Source organism: Paenibacillus bouchesdurhonensis (assembly GCF_900155685.1).
In the GTDB taxonomy this organism is placed as follows: Bacteria; Bacillota; Bacilli; order Paenibacillales; family Paenibacillaceae; genus Fontibacillus; species Fontibacillus bouchesdurhonensis.
Genome location: NZ_LT732548.1, coordinates 1,440,609 through 1,456,537 on the forward strand (window position 1 = coordinate 1,440,609; position 15,929 = coordinate 1,456,537).

The window sequence follows — 15,929 nt, forward strand, 5'->3', positions numbered from 1 at the left end:
CCACTTACACATCCTCACTAATACTTAGAATAATCGTAACAACGACGCCGACTACGGCAAGTGCAACTCCAAGCTCAAAGATCGTAACCGTAGCGAGTCCCGTCTGTCCAAACACAGGTAAATTGAAATAAGAATAAGCTTGGCTTAAAAAAGGAACGTCGAAAAACAGGGAAACTACTCCTGTTGCTACTGCTATAAAGGCTCCTACGGCCGCTACCATTTTAAAATCCAGAGGAATTCTATTCATGATGGTTTCCGTATCAAAAGCAAGGAAGAGCAGTACTAAAGCGGATGCCAGCACGAGCCCGCCGATAAAGCCTCCGCCGGGACTGTTATGTCCCGATACGAATAAATAGACGGCCATCGTCAGAATAATGAATACAACGATCTTGGTGACCGTTTGCAAAATGACATCATTGATCTTCAAGGTTCTGCTCCTCCTTTGTTGTCTTTAGTTTGATCAACGTGTACACTCCCAGTCCGCCGATGAGGAGAACGACGACTTCAAGCATCGTATCGAACGCACGGAAATCTCCGAGAATCGCGTTTACGATGTTTTTGCCGCCAGCAAGCTCATAAGCATCTTCAAAGTAGCCTGAGATCGTCTCAAAGAGCTTGCCGCCACGGACAGAGAGAGCAACCAAAACAAAGATGACTCCCACGGATATGGAAATGATTAAATTATTCCGTTTCGTCTTGCGCGGCGCATTTTCTTTCTTCCATTCCGGCAGGAAATAAAAGCATAGCAGGAACAATGCCGTCGACACCGTCTCCACAACAAGCTGGGTAAGCGCTAAATCAGGCGCGCGGAATACTACAAAGAACAGGGCCATGGAATAGCCGAGTGCTCCATTGAGCAATACAGCATTCACGCGGGACTTCGCGAACGGAATCGCAAGTCCTGCAGCCATCATGATAAGCACCAGGACAATTTCATATACACTGATCGGGGCATCGCCCGCAAAGTTGAATGAGTAGGCTCCGGTGAATAACAGCGAACCTCCGACAGCGGCAATGAAGAACAGAAAAATATAAATCGAATAAGTTCTTAGATAGCCCGTCATATACAAGGAAGTAATTCGGTTGGAGCCCTTTTCCATGAAAAGCAGGCTGTTGTTATACAGGTTATCCAAAGTCCATTTCTCTGGAAGCAGCGAATATATTCCCTTCCAGCGTCGGAACGACAGATACAGCAGCGTACCGATTGCGATGACCCCGATGGTCATGAAGAGAGCCGGGTTAAATCCATGCCAGGCGGAAATGGGCTGGGTCGCTCCTTCAAGCTCAAGCGAAGGCAGAATGCTAGCCATGGCTGGACGCAATAAATAATCGCCCAGTACGTTAGGGAAGAAGAAAATGCCTACGACTAGAATCGCCAAGATAATCGGAGAAATCAACATGCCGATAGGAGCTTCATGAGCTTCATGATCCAGTTTTTCCGGCTGGTAAGGCCCAAGGAAAGTTTTAAATACAATGATCATGCAGTATATAAAGGTGAATACACTGGCTATCCAAGCGACGGCAGGGAATAGCATCTTCGATATCTGCAATGAGAAAATTCCGGATTGACTTACGTTGACCATGGCTTCAAAGAACATTTCTTTACTTAAGAAACCGTTGAAGGGTGGCAAACCGGCCATGGAAAAACTGCCGATCAGGGCGATGGTGAATGAAATCGGCATAAGCGACATCAATCCGCCAAGTCGGCGAATGTCACGGGTTCCCGCTCCGTGGTTTACGATACCGATAACCATAAACAGCGCCCCTTTAAAGGTCGAGTGGTTCACCAAGTGGAACAGGGCGGCAAATGTAGCCTGCGTATAGATGACGGTCTCCTCGCCCGCTCCCATAGATAGGGCCGCCGAGCCGATGCCGAACAGACTCATGACAAGACCGAGCTGGCTAATGGTTGAATAGGCAAGCAAAGCTTTAAGGTCGGTCTGGCGAACAGCGTTAAAAGAGCCCCAGAAGAGCGTGATGATCCCGACGCTGCTGACGAGCCAGAACCAGGTTTCATGGCTGCCGAAGATGGGCGTGAACCGTGCGACCAAATAGATGCCAGCTTTAACCATTGTCGCTGAATGGAGGTATGCACTGACAGGGGTCGGCGCTTCCATCGCGTCCGGCAGCCAAATATGAAACGGGAATTGGGCGGACTTGGTGAAGGCACCAAGAAGAAGCAGTAGCATCGCTGGAATAAATAGCATATGATTGGGATCGATAGCGGCAATTATTTCTCGAATGCTCATTGTGCCGGTCATCGTATAGATCATAATAAAACTAGTCAGCATGGCGATGCCGCCGGCAACTGTGGTCAATAAAGCTTTCTTTGCCCCATATCTCGATCTTTTTCGGTGATACCAAAATGCGATTAACAGGAAAGACGAAATGCTTGTTAATTCCCAAAAGGCATAAAATACCATCAGGTTGTCAGAGAACACGACGCCAAGCATTCCGCCCATAAATAACAATAAGTAGACGTAGAAGTGACCAAGCGACTCTTCCGAGGTTAAATAATAAATGGAATAAATAATGACTAAGCTGCCGATCCCGGTAATTAAGAGACCGAAGATGAGGCTGAGTCCGTCAAGATAAGTGGTAAAATGAATGTCGTAGGACGGAATCCACGTCGTTGTGCTTAAATAAGTCTCCCCTTGGGCTACTGCTGGAATGTAGCGTGCAAGGGCAACAAACAGAACAACCGGCACAATAAGAACGAACCAGCCTATATGTTTGCGTGAAACTTTTGTATACAGTAATGGGATGATTACAGCAGCTAAAAATGGGATAATAATGGCTAAGTTCACGGATAACAAAGTCAAACCTCCAATTTCATCATGATAGTTACAGCTTATATTTACATAAAGTTTGTACACTTATCGGCGGTACAATACTTGTGTAAGATGGCTTACTTTTTAATAAAAAAAACATGTGTAAGCTCCTAGAATGATCTTCTTTAAAAATGCAATAAAGTCATCCTTTAAAGAAGGATACCCGCAGGGCTTGACTCCTATGTCAATAAGCGGGATAATAGGAAACCATAAGTCTTGTGATTGCCTATGGTAAGATAGCGAGGACTTCGCTTGGGAAGTGGATTGGGAGTACCGTGAAAGTTTCTATCAAACGATAAGGAAAAATTATAATAATAATGTAATTATACAATAAAAATATACATGATGTACAATTGTACATTCGATGCATAAGCTTTTCTTATAGATGTCGTCCAAAAGGCTAAAATTTAATGAATCATTAATGAGGTGAATTTTCGTCATGAAGAAAGTAAAGGGTCGTATGGATGAGAGTATTCTCGTTTGTGTATATTACGGTCCAAACGGTGAGCGATTGATCAGACGCGGTCATAAAATGGCGAGTATGTTAAATTGCCCGTTGTATATTTTGACGGTGGATCCACTCCCGTACGATGAATTTGATGCCGAGAAATCGGGTTATATCGAGCGGTGGAGAGAGCTTAGCGAGGAATGTGATGTCGAGGAGTTCATTCTCATGGATAATGAGAAGCGGCCGACCGCCAAAACCATTGCGGATGTCGCTCATCAATACAATGTTACACAGATCATCATTGGACAAACTCCCCAGAATCGCTGGGAAGAGATTACGAAGGGCTCCTTCGTTAATGCGCTTTTAAGAGAAATCACTTTTGTAGATATCCATATCGTGTCGCTGGATCGCACGATTAAAACGGAAGAGGAAATTGAGTATGAAGCTGGTGTGCGCAGCTATTTGCTGAAAGAAGGGGATAGCTACCGACTATGCTTTTCTTGCCAAAAAAACATCAGCTATGAAGGGATTTTTTATAAAGAGATCGGTACTGACTTCAACAACGGATTGTTTAAATTCGTCAGCAACGGTAAAACGGTTCAGGTTCATGTTGCCGAAGATAAGGTTACCGAAGCTATAGAATCGCCTTCCAACATTAAATATGAGCACAAGACCCATGATTTAATTTAACTTAAGCGATAAATGGATACAAACAAATTTGAGACTCCCACAAGGGAGTCTTTTTTAATGGGGAAAATATCCTGGAGCTTGCGGCATTCTAATGATTCCTAGTTGGATATTTGGTAGGTTATAATACCTATAAGAAACTATTAACTGTTTCCTTGTAATTGATAGATTGGGCATATTTGTTTAGAAAATGTAAAGAATGGCTTGATATATTATTGGACGATTCAGGAATTGTGCAATCAGGGATTCTATTATCTGGTAAAAAGGAGCTATAGCATGAAGAGCAATAGCAGGTTTAAGACGGGAAAAAAATCGTTGCTTCGATTTACGGCTCTGTTCATTAGCTTGGTCTTGTTGACGAGCTGCGGAATATTCAGCTCCGGCAGCAGCACGGCCGACCTTACGGAGAGCAAGGAGCTGGGTGAGCAAAAAATCGAGCGGCATACAGGAGAGAAGAGCAGGGTGATCTCATCCGTTTATACAGCCAGAAAGGAACTGAGCCTAACTTTTAATGGCATGGGAGATATGCAGACGATGGAGCGGCTGCTGAATGAGTTGGACAAGCATGGCATTAAAGCCACTTTTTTTCTTCCTGGGATTAGAGTGGCTGAGGAACCGGACATTGCCAAAAGCATTGTTGCCCGCGGCCATGAAATTGAGAACAACACGTTGAATCATTTGGATCTAACGGAGCTGGAGTATGAACAAATTTATAAGGAAATCCAGCTTAGCAACGAGGTTATTAAGAAAGAGACAGGGATATCACCTAAGTACATAAGAACGAAATCTGGCGATTATTCGGATGATATTCTTCTCGTTGCGGCCCAGCTCGGAATGGAGGGAGTGGTTAGCTATAATATTAACCCGAAGGATCGCGACATGAAGAATGCGAAAGAGATCGGCGATTATATAGCTAGATATATGTCGAGAGGCAGTGTGATTTCGCTGAATACGGACATTAATCCTGAAATTGTTCCGGCGATCCGATTTATAGCTGAATCGGCAGAAGAAATCGGCTACAAGCTGGTTACGCTAAGCGAGCTGGTCGAGAATGGAGGGGAACGCAAGCCCCTGGAGCAGATACCTGGCTACGACGCGGCCAAGCTGAATCGGGACTACAAAGGAACTGCCTACGAGCTTGTATACAAAGCCAATACGAGGAAGAAAGAAATTGCTCTTACTTTTGATGATTGGGCTACGGATAAGACGGTCACGCGAATTCTGGACATATTGGCCGAGCATGATGTCAAAGCTACATTTTTCCTAAGAGCACAGGGAGTGGAGCAAAATCCAAATCTGGCGAGAGCCATGATTGAAGAGGGGCATGATGTGGCCAACCATTCTTATGCCCATCAGGTCGTGACGACACTGACCCCCGAGCAATTGCAGGAGGATGTCGTCAAGGCTCACCAAGTCATTACGGAAGCGATCCAGGAGCAGCCGCTGATGCTGTATAGACCGCCGACAGGCGTGGTGGACGACGCCACTGCGGAAATTATCGCGGCTACGGGCTATCCGCAAATAGCGATGTACGATGTAACGACACTGGATTGGGACGTCAAGAACAGCGCCGATGATATCGTTAACGGCATTATGAAGAAGACACAGAACGGAAGCATCATTTTGCTGCATATCCTGGATGGCATTCATACGGGGGAGGCGCTGCCGACTGTGCTGGAACAGTTGAAGGAGCAAGGCTACACATTTGTAAAGATGAAAGATTTGATTAATTGAAGGAATCAATTTGACAGACGGGGATGGAGCTAATGGGATTATATGAGGAGATTGTTGGCCGGCGTGAGGGAATTGCCGTTGTTGGCTTGGGGTATGTCGGACTGCCTATAGCCGTTGCTTTTTCGAGGAAGACAAATGTGATTGGCTTTGACGTGAATACAAAGAAAATCGAAGGTTATTTGGCGGGGATCGATGCTACGGGCGATGTGGGGGATGAAGTAATTCAAGCGTGCGAAGTAGATTTCACCTCGGATGAAGAGAAGCTTCATGGAACTCGCTTCTTTCTAGTAGCTGTGCCGACTCCGATTCAAAGCGGTAATGTGCCGGATTTGAAGTACGTGCAGAGCGCCAGCCGGATTGTTGGGAAGAAGCTGACCAAGGGAGCCGTCGTCGTTTATGAATCTACGGTTTATCCAGGGGTTACCGAAGATGTATGCATTCCTATTTTGGAAGAGGAGTCGGGTCTCCGCTGCGGAGAAGACTTCAAGGTCGGCTATTCGCCTGAGCGGATCAATCCGGGGGATAAGGTGCATCGCCTGGAGAATATCGTGAAGATCGTATCCGGGATCGACGATGAAGCGCGGGAAGTGATTGCCCAGGTCTATGAGCTTGTCATAGAGGCTGGCGTGCATCGTGCGGAAAGTATCAAGGTTGCCGAGGCGGCGAAGGTGATCGAGAATGCGCAGCGAGACATTAATATCGCCTTTATGAATGAGCTGTCGATGGTGTTCCACCGTATGGGCATCGATACGAAGGCAGTGCTAGAGGCAGCGGGAACGAAGTGGAATTTTTTGCATTTCACCCCCGGTTTGGTAGGCGGGCATTGCATCGGCATAGATCCCTACTATTTGACTTATAAAGCAGAGGATACTGGGTACCATTCGAAAATCATCCTGGCCGGACGGCATATCAATGACAGCATGGGGGCTTATATTGCCGACAACATAATAAAAATATTGGTCAGATTACAACTCGATATCCGAAATACGAGAATCGGCCTGCTTGGCCTAGCCTTCAAGGAGAACTGCGCGGACATCCGGAACACGAAAGTTACGGACATCATCAACGAATTGAAGGACTACGGGGTTACTGCATTAGTCGCCGATCCTTTGGTAGATCCGCAGGAGGCCTACGAGGAATACGGCATCGAATTGTCCGAGATGTCCTCGTTTCGGGATCTGAATGTCGTTATCGTGGCGGTTCCGCACGCTCCATTCGCTGAAATGAGCTTGGAGGATTTCAATAGGATGTACAATGGTCAGCAGACAAAAGTTATGATCGACGTCAAAGGGATTTATTCCAAAGCGGAATATGAGCAGAACGGGGTTTATTATTGGAGGCTGTAGGAAAACCAATAAATGATTGGGGACGCAAATCGTGATTAAAAGGAAGAAGAAAAAGGTTGAAGAGGTACTGACTGTACCCAAGGCTGACAGACGTACACTGTCACATGTGCCCGATCCCGAACAGATTCGCGGACGGGTCGATCGAAGAGGGCTTCGGGATGAAGGCTTTATCCTAGACGATAATGACCTGGAATCCAGGGAAAAGCTGCGGCTGCTTAGTCTGAGATACATTGCAGACTTCGATGTCCTCCTTGTCCCGCAGGGCAAGAAGAAAAAAGATGGCATTAAAGCTCGGGCCATTGATATATCTTCGACGGGAATTTTGCTTGAAATGAGCTCTGAAGCAGGCAGGTTCGAGGTGGGGGAAAGTTATCAGCTTCGCTGCCAGATCCCGCCAGGGACGATGCCGGAAGGCTTTGAATCCTCTGTTAAAATCGATGCGGAGGTCGTTCGTTTATTTACTCAGCAGTCAGATGATGTTGAGAAGCAGCGGGTCGCCCTGCAGTTTATGCTGCCGTTGACAGACTATTTCCAGAAAAAACGCTGGGGCTATTCGATTTACATGGCAAGCGGGCTGATGTTCGTCGCTGTCGCTGTTATTATGCTGATGCGCGTGGAGAGTGTACTTTATTTTAAGTACAATCTCTGGCTGTATTTGTACAGCCTTATCGCAGCGATCTTTTTACTGAGTCGATATTTATTTGGTGCCTTTTACCGGGATGTGCCGGTCAATCCGGAATATACGCCGGGGGTAACGATCATCATTCCTTGCTTTAATGAAGCCGAGTGGATTCACCGGACGATATTAAGCTGCATTAATCAGGATTATCCGGTGGATAAACTGGAGGTGATCGTTGTCGATGACAAATCGACAGATCATTCTGCGGAGCAGATTCGAAAGACGATTGAGATGGTTCATAATGAGGCAGAACGCTACGCGACTAAGGAAAGATTGCAGATGGTCGTGCTTCCAGAGAACGGCGGCAAACGTGTTGCCCTTGTGAAGGGCGTGGAGATGGCCAAACATGATCTTGTCGTATTCGTCGATTCTGACAGCTTTCTGGAGCCGACAGCTATCAAGCATCTGGTACAGCCGTTTCAAGATCCGCGAATGGGCGGCGTCGCCGGCCGTACCGATGTCGAGAATAAATATACGAATTCGATCACGAAGCTGCAGACCGTTCGCTACTATATCGCCTTCCGCATTATGAAGGCTGCGGAGTCCTACTTTGACAGCGTGACCTGTTTATCGGGGCCGTTGTCCTGCTACCGCAAGGATCTTATTCTGGAGCATTCGGAAGCTTGGCTGAATCAGAAATTCCTCGGTCAGCCGGCGACCTTCGGGGATGACCGGAGCATGACGAACTTTATATTAAGGACACATCGCACTGCCTATCAGGATGCTGCGATTTGCTCGACGATCGTGCCGTCGAAAACGAGTGTGTTCCTCAAGCAGCAAATGCGCTGGAAGCGTTCATGGCTGCGCGAGTCGCTGCGGGCGTCAGGATTCATTTGGCGGAAAGAACCCTTTATGTCGCTGTTTTTCTATGTCGGAGTTGTTGTACCGATCGCCGCGCCGATCATCGTGCTTTATAACTTGGTTTATGTACCGCTTGCCTATCAGGTTTTTCCTGGCACATTCCTAATGGGCCTGCTTCTCATGGGATTATTGATGAGTCTCGCCCATTTAATGTTCCGCAGGAGCAGGCTGTGGGTGTATGGACTTGTCTTCTGCATCTTTTATGAGGCTGTACTGCTGTGGCAAATGCCGGTAGCCTGGGTGACGTTCTGGAAATCCACCTGGGGGACGAGAGAAACGCCGCAGGATATTGAAGCAAGAGAGAAAAGAGAAGCTAGAAAGCAAAAAAATAAAAATAGAATCGGATTGCCGTTCTAAAGCAATCGCCTAAAGATTCATAGAGTGAGGATGGCAGAAATGTTAAAGAAGAAGCGAAGTTCTGCCCTTGATTATCGCCGAAAAAACCGCAGGAAAGTGATAAAGACCATTGTGCAGAGTGCGATTTTGCTGGTCGTGGGCGTGCTGCTGGTCAATGCCTTGTTCGGAATTCGGAGATACGATGAGCCAGACAAATCCAGATGGAGCAACAAGGAAGGCTTTATCGCGATATCCTATTTCGGCGTCGGGCGTTCATCCACTCCAAAACTGGTGGCAAAAAGACAGCTCAATCAACAGCTTAAGGCACTATATGATCAAGGCTATGTGACGATATCACAGCAGGATGTTATGGATTTTTATTTGCATCATAAACCGCTGCCGGAGAAGGCGTTGTTTTTATCCTTTGAAGATGGGCGAAACGATTCCAGCCTGTTCTCCCAATCGCTGCTGGAGAAGTACAATTACAAAGCGACCTTCTTTTCTTACGCAAACAAGATGGGAAAGAGCGAGCGCAAATTTGTCCAGCCGAAAGAGATGCTGAAAATGATGAGATCAGGTTATTGGGAGCTTGGAACTAATGGAAATCGCCTGACGTATATAAATATTTTCGATCATAACGGCAGTTTTATCGGGATGAAGGATGAGAATGAGTTAACGAATAAAGAGCATATCGAATATTATAATCACTACCTGATGGATTTCATTCGAGACGAGAATATGATCCCTGCGGAGAATCGGGCAGAAATGGAAACGCGGATTCATAGTGATTATGAAGTGATGAAGGATGTTTATACGAACAAGTTAGGGTTCGTGCCCCAGGTGTATATGATCATGCACGCAAATGCTTTGAATAATGGCATGAATCCGCTTGTCGCTCATGCGAACAGCACGAATATTGAGCAGATGTTCAGCATCCACTTCAATCGGGAAGGGAAGGCGCTTAATACTTCTTCCGATGATGTATATGATTTAACGCGGGTGCAGGCAGCGCCATATTGGTACACCAATCATCTGCTGATGAAAATCCAGAAGGATACCGGCGAGAAAATGCAATTTATTCGTGGTGACGAGCAGCTCGCTAATCCTTGGGAGCTGGTTAGCGGGGCTGCGCAGTTTACGGATAATCGGATTATTCTGACATCGCCACCAGCGAGTCCAGGCATGCTGTATTTGAAGGATAGCGATAGCAGCGAGAATACTGTAATCTCTTATCAATTAGCCGGGAATGTGGTGGGCAAACAGTCGGTGTATGTCCGTTATGACAAACCAACCGAAGCCTTTTTACGGGTTGTCTTAGAGAATAATGAGCTGCATGTTGAGCAGAGAAAATCTGGCCGCAAGGAGATAGAGCGTGTATTCTCCAGTCAATTGCAGCCGATCTCTTGGAGTGAAGAGGATCTAGCCTTCGATAAGGCATCGGTTTATACGAAAGAGCAAATTGTAGCGGAGGCCGGGCCGAAGGAAGAGGAATACCCGATCAACATTCAGCAGACTAGGCAGCTGCGGGTGGAGCTGCAAGGGAATCTGCTGACGATTACGGTAGATGGTGATCGAATTGCTGACAGGAAGGCAATTGATGGTTTGGTTGAGAGCGGAGGCATTGCTCTGGAAGCGGAATACAGCATGCAGAACAAGAAGGATGATATCTATGACGCCGTGTTCGAGGACTTCGAAATCGCGCTGATGTCGAAGGAGGAGGGCAAGCCCGACGTGGTGTTCAGCAATAAAATCACAGGATTTCAAGGGATCATTCATGGCTTTAAAAAAGGGTTGGACGCCTCCATAAACTGGGTGATGGACACCTTCTAAATAGCGGAATAAGAAAGAAGAGAAAGGTGTCTGAAAACAGATGACTAGCAGATGGTTATATGCTGTGGCGGCTGTAGTGATAGTTGTTATCGCGGGAATTCTTTGGCTTGGCAGGCAGGAGAATGAGCAGCAAACGATCCAGGCTGTTAACGTGGAGCCTGAAATGGAATTGTCTGCGTGGGTGGTCGATTGGAAGTGGGAATCAGGCGTAGACGACTTAGGGCAAATCGGGAAGCAGCTTGATCGACTGCAGGCCTTTGCCGCTTACTTCGATAGTGAAAATCGTCTATATTTCACTGAGGAGATGCATGAGGCGCTGCCGCGTATATTTGAAACAGCGCGGAAAGGCGGTGTGCAGTATGTGGATTTGACGATCGTCAATGATCGTTGGAACCCGGATGGGACAGCTGTGCAGAAAGATCCTGGCATTGTTTCGCGTATTCTGGCTTCAAGGGAGAGTCAGGAAAAGCATATCGCGGAAATTATCGACATCGTGGAACGGTACGGCTTTGACGGGGTCGAGATGGATTATGAGAAGATCGGCGAGGCGGATTGGGAGAAGCTCTGCATATTTTACAAAGAGCTGCATGAACGCCTGCAGGCCAAAGGGAAGACGCTGCGCATCATACTGGAGCCGCGAACGCCCATCGAGCGCTTGCCTTTGCCGGAAGGGCCGGTGTATGTCATGATGGCGTATAACCTGTTCGGCAGCCATAGCGGCCCCGGGCCGAAGGCGGATCATGCCTTCATAGCGAAGCTGGCTTCCCGCATGGAGGTGCTGCCCGGCGAAGCGGCGATCGCTTTGTCGGTTGGCGGCTTTGACTGGGCGGGTAATGGGAAAGTAACTTCTTTGACGGAGAAGCAGGCGGCGGAGCTTTTGCACCGGAATAATATAGCCGTACCCCTGCGGGATAAGGCTAGCGGAAGCGTGTATTTCACTTACAAAGATGAAGATGGCCAAAAGCATACCGTCTGGTATGCGGATGGTGAGACGATATCGCAGTGGATCGATACAGCGAGACAGGCAGGGTATCATCAAATTGTTTTATGGAGATTAGGTGAATTCGAGCAGGTTACACTCAACAAGCTAAAGAATTTGTAAGCCTCCCTATTGTTCTAAGACAAGCGATTAACGAAAGCTGCAGGAGTTTAAGTCCGCTTGTTACATGATAGTCTTATGCAGATCGTTATTCGCTGTTCCATTTTTAATTTTATTTTCAGGTTACGGTAATGTGGCATTAAGGAAGGGGAGGTACGATAGATATACTCCCTTTTCTTATATAAAGGAACCCATCCCGCTAAGCGGGATGGGTTCTATGCTGTTTGAGGGCTATTGAATTATTTCAAATCTTCAATGGAATTGGCTTCGACATATGCCGGAACGACAAGCCCGGTCCGTACTCCGGTCATATTGGCGCCAAGATCCTCCAGTTGATCCTTGTATTTATCCCAGTAATCGGCATGAGTCAGCGGCAGCCAAGCCGCAGCCGTCGCATCCACATCACCGCTGGCTACACCCGTCCACATTGGGCCAGCTTCTACCTGCAGAGCTTCAACTTTATATCCAAGGTGATTCTCGAGGACATATTGCAGCAAATTCGTGCTGGCGATCTCCGAATCCCAGGCTACATAGCTAAGCTTAATCTTATCCCCGCTAACTGGCGCCAGGTCGGCAGTCCATGCATCTATGCGATCGCTATGGCTTTCTGCCCAAGCTTTAGCTGCTTCCGCAGGATCCTGCCCGTCCTGAATGGCAGTCATAATTTCGCCCATCTCGTCGGAAGTCCATTCGAAGCGATCCAGAAACTCATAAGCTACCGGATGATCTTCCTTTAGGCCTTGACGTACGACAGTATGAATTTCTTCGGCTTCTCCGTATACGTTTTTGGGATCTTCCAAGTATTTCAGATCATACTTGGCGAACATCCAGTGCGGAGTCCAGCCCGTGATAATGATTGGCTGCTCGGATTTAACAGCCTTAGCCAGCGTAGCTGTCATCGCTGCTCCAGAGCCTTCAATCAGCGTCCAGTCGGAAAGACCATACTCTTCGATCGCAGCGCTGGTTGCTTTCATGATACCGGCACCGGGATCAATCCCGATGATTTCATGCTTCACTTGATCTCCCAAAGATTTGCCTCCGGTATTGCCGCTTGCATTGCCAGCGTTTCCGCCGGTAGTTCCTCCGTTGCCTGAGTTGCCGCAAGCCGACAACATCAGTACAGCCACTAGACTTAGCACTATAAATAAACCTGACTTTTTCTTCATCAATTAAGCACCTCTTTTTTTGGATTTAAATAAATTCTGTGTAAAACGATCCAGCACAATGGCAAGTACGACGACTGCGAGCCCGGCTTCAAAGCCCTGGCCGATCTTGAGCTGGGTTACCGCACGGTATACCGTAGCCCCAATCCCTTGCGCCCCGATCATCGAAGCAATGACGACCATTGATAGGGACAGCATGATGGTTTGATTGATGCCGGCCATCATTGTAGGCATTGCCAAGGGCAGTTCCACTTTAAATAGTTTCTGCCATGAGGTCGACCCGAAGGCATCGGCCGCTTCCGTAAGCTCGCCGGATACCTGCTTGATGCCGAGATAGGTCAAGCGAATCGTAGGCGGAATTGCAAAAATGACGGAAGCAATTACTCCTGGCACCACTCCGAGACTAAAGAAGGTAACGGCAGGCAGGAGATATACGAATGCAGGCATGGTTTGCATGAAATCAAGCAAAGGTGAAATAATGCGGTGAGTAGTTCGGCTATAGGCGCTCCATATTCCGATAGGGATGCCCAAGACCACTGAAATAATGCCGGAAGTGACTACGAGGCCTAACGTATTCATCGTTTCCGTCCAATAGCCGAGATTGTCGATCAGCAGGAAACCAATCACCGTAAATAGCGTGAGCGGCACTTTACCGATCAGGTAGGCCAATATACCGAAGATAGCGATGAATAGAAGTGGGTGAGGCAAGAGAAACAACCATGAGAAGAACTCTACGACACTTTCAATGATCTTGGACAGCCCTTCAAAAAAGCCCCCAAGGTTCGACTCCATCCAATCAACGATAAATTCGATCCAATCCGCGAGAGGTATTTTAGGAATGAAGTTCATGCTGCTTCACCTCCATATCGCGCATATCACCTGCAAGTGCGCCTAACACAGCGCCCCGCACAATTACCCCTAGTAACCGTCTTTGCTCATCGACGACGGCCAGCGGCACTTTAGCCGAACTGGTAGCTTCAAATAAATCGCTCAGCACGGTATCCGGGGATACTTGCGGACTATCACTTATCAGAATATCCGATAATGTTTTTCCTGACTTATTCGCTTCAGACGCATCTTCTGCCGTAATGACGCCAAGCAAGCGCATAGAACGATCGATCACGAAGAGGTTCGATATTCCCCGTTCCCGCATTAGCTGCAGGGCAACCCGAGGGCCGCGATCCAGCGTAATGGTCTCAGGTCTTCGCATGACATGCGAGGCGGTCAGTACCTTCGAGAGATCCACATCCTCGATAAATCGTTCGACGTAACCGTTAGCTGGTTGAGTAAGCATTTCTTCAGGCGTGCCAATTTGAATGAGCGAGCCATCTTTCATCAAGGCAATCCGATCTCCGATCCGCAGCGCCTCGTCGAGGTCGTGCGTAATAAAAACGATCGTCTTTTTCATGCGATCCTGCAGTTCAATCAGCTCATCTTGCATATCCCGGCGAATTAACGGATCGAGCGCGCTGAACGCCTCATCCATCAGCAGCACCTCTGGGTCATTCGCCAAGGCTCTCGCGAGGCCGACTCTTTGCTGCATGCCGCCGCTAAGCTCATCCGGCATTTTATCGCCCCAGCCCTTCAGGCCGACAAGCTCCAGAGCACGCTCTGCTTTTTCCTTTCGAGCATGAGCATCGATCTTTTGTATTTCTAAGCCATACTCGACATTTTGCAGTACCGTCCGGTGAGGAAACAGAGCAAATTTCTGAAATACCATACTGATGCTTTTTTGACGTATTTTTCTCAGCTCGGCTTTGTTCATTTTCAGCAGGTCCTGGCCGTGAATGAGAATTTGACCTGAAGTAGGCTCGATCAGTCGGTTCAGCATCCGCACGAGTGTCGATTTGCCGCTTCCTGACAGTCCCATAATAACGAAAATTTCCCCCTGACGGATGTCCAGGCTGACCCGATTCACGCCAACGGTTATACCTCGATCAGCCAATTGTTCCTTCGTTTGCCCCTGTTCGAGCAGTTGAAGTCCCTGTTCCGTATTGGAACCAAACAACTTAGTAACTTGCTTTACTTCTAAAATGGGATCCTCCAAACTATCCACTCCTTTTCTAATGAATTTCCAAGGCTGCACGGGCCTGTAGCCTCACATGGTACTTAGTCTAACAAAAAAAGGGGAATCTAAACAACCGTTAATACGGTTCATATAGAATGTACAGAAAAAACTGTACAGGGTGAACAGCACATATCCTGCCTTATCCTTAGAAATGCTCGATAAGCCTCTGCTTTACTTTTAATGCTCCTTTTTTTAAGATATAGGAAGTATCTTGATAGGAGGTTGCAAGCATGAGCTTGGACCAGCTTACACCAGAGCAGCAGGCGGATCTAATGAAAGTGCGGAAGCGCGTTATTGAGGCCATTGGCAGAAACATGGATTTGTACGGAATTTCGTTATCGACAGGTCATCTTTACGGTCTGCTTTTTTTTGCGGATAAACCGATGACCCTGGATGAAATGGGTCTGGAGATGAAGATGAGTAAGACAAGCATGAGTACAGGTGTACGAACTTTGCTTGATCTTAAAATGGTAAACAAAGTGTGGGAGAAGGGCTCTCGCAAAGATCTATATGAGGTAGAGTACGATTGGCATCAGACGTTTACGGATTATTTTGCGATCAAGTGGAGAAAAGCGGTGGAATCCAACATCCTCATCCTGCGGAGGTCGATCGAGGAGATGAGTAGATGGCTTGCCACTGAACCGGAGGGGGCCATAGCGCCTGTTCTTCAGGAGGACTGTAGGAAAATGGGCGAGGCCGTGAAATATTACGAGTGGCTTGACCGTTTAATCGATGCGATGGAAAGCGGCGAAATATATCAGCTTGTTCCCAAAGAGTAACTTAATAGTGGCGCCTGCGTAATAACAAAGAACCGCCGAACCTATTATCGTTTGATCGATAATGGTTG

General features: G+C 47.4%; 12 protein-coding genes. 7 read left to right on the forward strand and 5 right to left on the reverse strand.

The features are described from left to right. Nucleotides 1–4 precede the first annotated feature (4 nt). Nucleotides 5–427, reverse strand: coding sequence for a Na(+)/H(+) antiporter subunit B (locus CZ379_RS11030; RefSeq protein ID WP_110931674.1), 423 nt, complete (start codon nucleotides 425–427; stop codon nucleotides 5–7). Beyond that, nucleotides 414–2,816, reverse strand: a complete 2,403-nt coding sequence (locus CZ379_RS11035) for a Na+/H+ antiporter subunit A (RefSeq protein WP_110931675.1) — start codon at nucleotides 2,814–2,816, stop codon at nucleotides 414–416. Before CZ379_RS11035 ends, CZ379_RS11030 begins: the two co-directional genes overlap by 14 nt. Before the next feature lie 454 nt (nucleotides 2,817–3,270). Here CZ379_RS11035 and CZ379_RS11040 point away from each other — a divergent pair, with 454 nt between their 5' ends. From CZ379_RS11040 to CZ379_RS11065, 6 genes are all read left to right on the forward strand, one after another. Beyond that, the gene (locus CZ379_RS11040) at nucleotides 3,271–3,969 is read left to right on the forward strand and encodes an adenine nucleotide alpha hydrolase family protein (protein WP_110931676.1); all 699 of its coding nucleotides are present in this window, start codon (nucleotides 3,271–3,273) and stop codon (nucleotides 3,967–3,969) included. 273 nt (nucleotides 3,970–4,242) lie between these two features. Next, a complete protein-coding gene (locus CZ379_RS11045) occupies nucleotides 4,243–5,700 on the forward strand; it encodes a polysaccharide deacetylase family protein (RefSeq protein ID WP_110931677.1) in 1,458 nt (485 codons plus the stop codon). 32 nt (nucleotides 5,701–5,732) lie between these two features. After that, entirely contained in the window at nucleotides 5,733–7,046 is a 1,314-nt protein-coding gene (locus tag CZ379_RS11050; RefSeq protein WP_110931678.1) for a nucleotide sugar dehydrogenase, read from the forward strand. 31 nt (nucleotides 7,047–7,077) lie between these two features. Continuing rightward, nucleotides 7,078–8,943 carry a glycosyltransferase gene (locus tag CZ379_RS11055; RefSeq protein ID WP_234404886.1) on the forward strand — a complete coding sequence of 622 codons (1,866 nt, stop codon included), beginning with the start codon at nucleotides 7,078–7,080 and terminating at the stop codon, nucleotides 8,941–8,943. Nucleotides 8,944–8,982: 39 nt separating this feature from the next. After that, the gene (locus CZ379_RS11060; protein WP_110931680.1) at nucleotides 8,983–10,752 is read left to right on the forward strand and encodes a polysaccharide deacetylase family protein; all 1,770 of its coding nucleotides are present in this window, start codon (nucleotides 8,983–8,985) and stop codon (nucleotides 10,750–10,752) included. A gap of 40 nt (nucleotides 10,753–10,792) precedes the next feature. Then, nucleotides 10,793–11,854: a glycosyl hydrolase family 18 protein gene (locus CZ379_RS11065; protein ID WP_110931681.1), complete on the forward strand. Its 1,062-nt coding sequence runs from the start codon at nucleotides 10,793–10,795 to the stop codon at nucleotides 11,852–11,854. 236 nt (nucleotides 11,855–12,090) lie between these two features. Here the strand turns inward: CZ379_RS11065 and CZ379_RS11070 are convergent, their stop codons facing one another. The 3 genes from CZ379_RS11070 to CZ379_RS11080 are packed head-to-tail and all read right to left on the reverse strand — an operon-like array spanning nucleotide 12,091 to nucleotide 15,061. Beyond that, entirely contained in the window at nucleotides 12,091–13,017 is a 927-nt protein-coding gene (locus CZ379_RS11070) for a glycine betaine ABC transporter substrate-binding protein (RefSeq protein WP_110934329.1), read from the reverse strand. A 3-nt stretch (nucleotides 13,018–13,020) separates the two neighbouring features. Next, nucleotides 13,021–13,863, reverse strand: coding sequence for an ABC transporter permease (locus CZ379_RS11075; protein WP_199925573.1), 843 nt, complete (start codon nucleotides 13,861–13,863; stop codon nucleotides 13,021–13,023). After that, nucleotides 13,847–15,061 carry a quaternary amine ABC transporter ATP-binding protein gene (locus CZ379_RS11080; protein ID WP_110931682.1) on the reverse strand — a complete coding sequence of 405 codons (1,215 nt, stop codon included), beginning with the start codon at nucleotides 15,059–15,061 and terminating at the stop codon, nucleotides 13,847–13,849. Before CZ379_RS11080 ends, CZ379_RS11075 begins: the two co-directional genes overlap by 17 nt. A 251-nt stretch (nucleotides 15,062–15,312) precedes the next feature. On the opposite strand from CZ379_RS11080, the gene CZ379_RS11085 reads away from it, so the two are divergent. Then, nucleotides 15,313–15,861: a GbsR/MarR family transcriptional regulator gene (locus CZ379_RS11085; RefSeq protein ID WP_110931683.1), complete on the forward strand. Its 549-nt coding sequence runs from the start codon at nucleotides 15,313–15,315 to the stop codon at nucleotides 15,859–15,861. Nucleotides 15,862–15,929: the final 68 nt, after the last annotated feature.

Excerpts from the sequence above, each read along its gene's own strand:
- CZ379_RS11070 (WP_110934329.1), bottom strand. The coding sequence starts at position 13,017 with ATGAAGAAAAAGTCAGGTTTATTTATAGTGCTAAGTCTAGTGGCTGTA.
- CZ379_RS11045 (WP_110931677.1), top strand. The coding sequence starts at position 4,243 with ATGAAGAGCAATAGCAGGTTTAAGACGGGAAAAAAATCGTTGCTTCGA.
- CZ379_RS11040 (WP_110931676.1), top strand. The coding sequence starts at position 3,271 with ATGAAGAAAGTAAAGGGTCGTATGGATGAGAGTATTCTCGTTTGTGTA.
- CZ379_RS11065 (WP_110931681.1), top strand. The coding sequence starts at position 10,793 with ATGACTAGCAGATGGTTATATGCTGTGGCGGCTGTAGTGATAGTTGTT.
- CZ379_RS11050 (WP_110931678.1), top strand. The coding sequence starts at position 5,733 with ATGGGATTATATGAGGAGATTGTTGGCCGGCGTGAGGGAATTGCCGTT.
- CZ379_RS11085 (WP_110931683.1), top strand. The coding sequence starts at position 15,313 with ATGAGCTTGGACCAGCTTACACCAGAGCAGCAGGCGGATCTAATGAAA.
- CZ379_RS11060 (WP_110931680.1), top strand. The coding sequence starts at position 8,983 with ATGTTAAAGAAGAAGCGAAGTTCTGCCCTTGATTATCGCCGAAAAAAC.
- CZ379_RS11075 (WP_199925573.1), bottom strand. The coding sequence starts at position 13,863 with ATGAACTTCATTCCTAAAATACCTCTCGCGGATTGGATCGAATTTATC.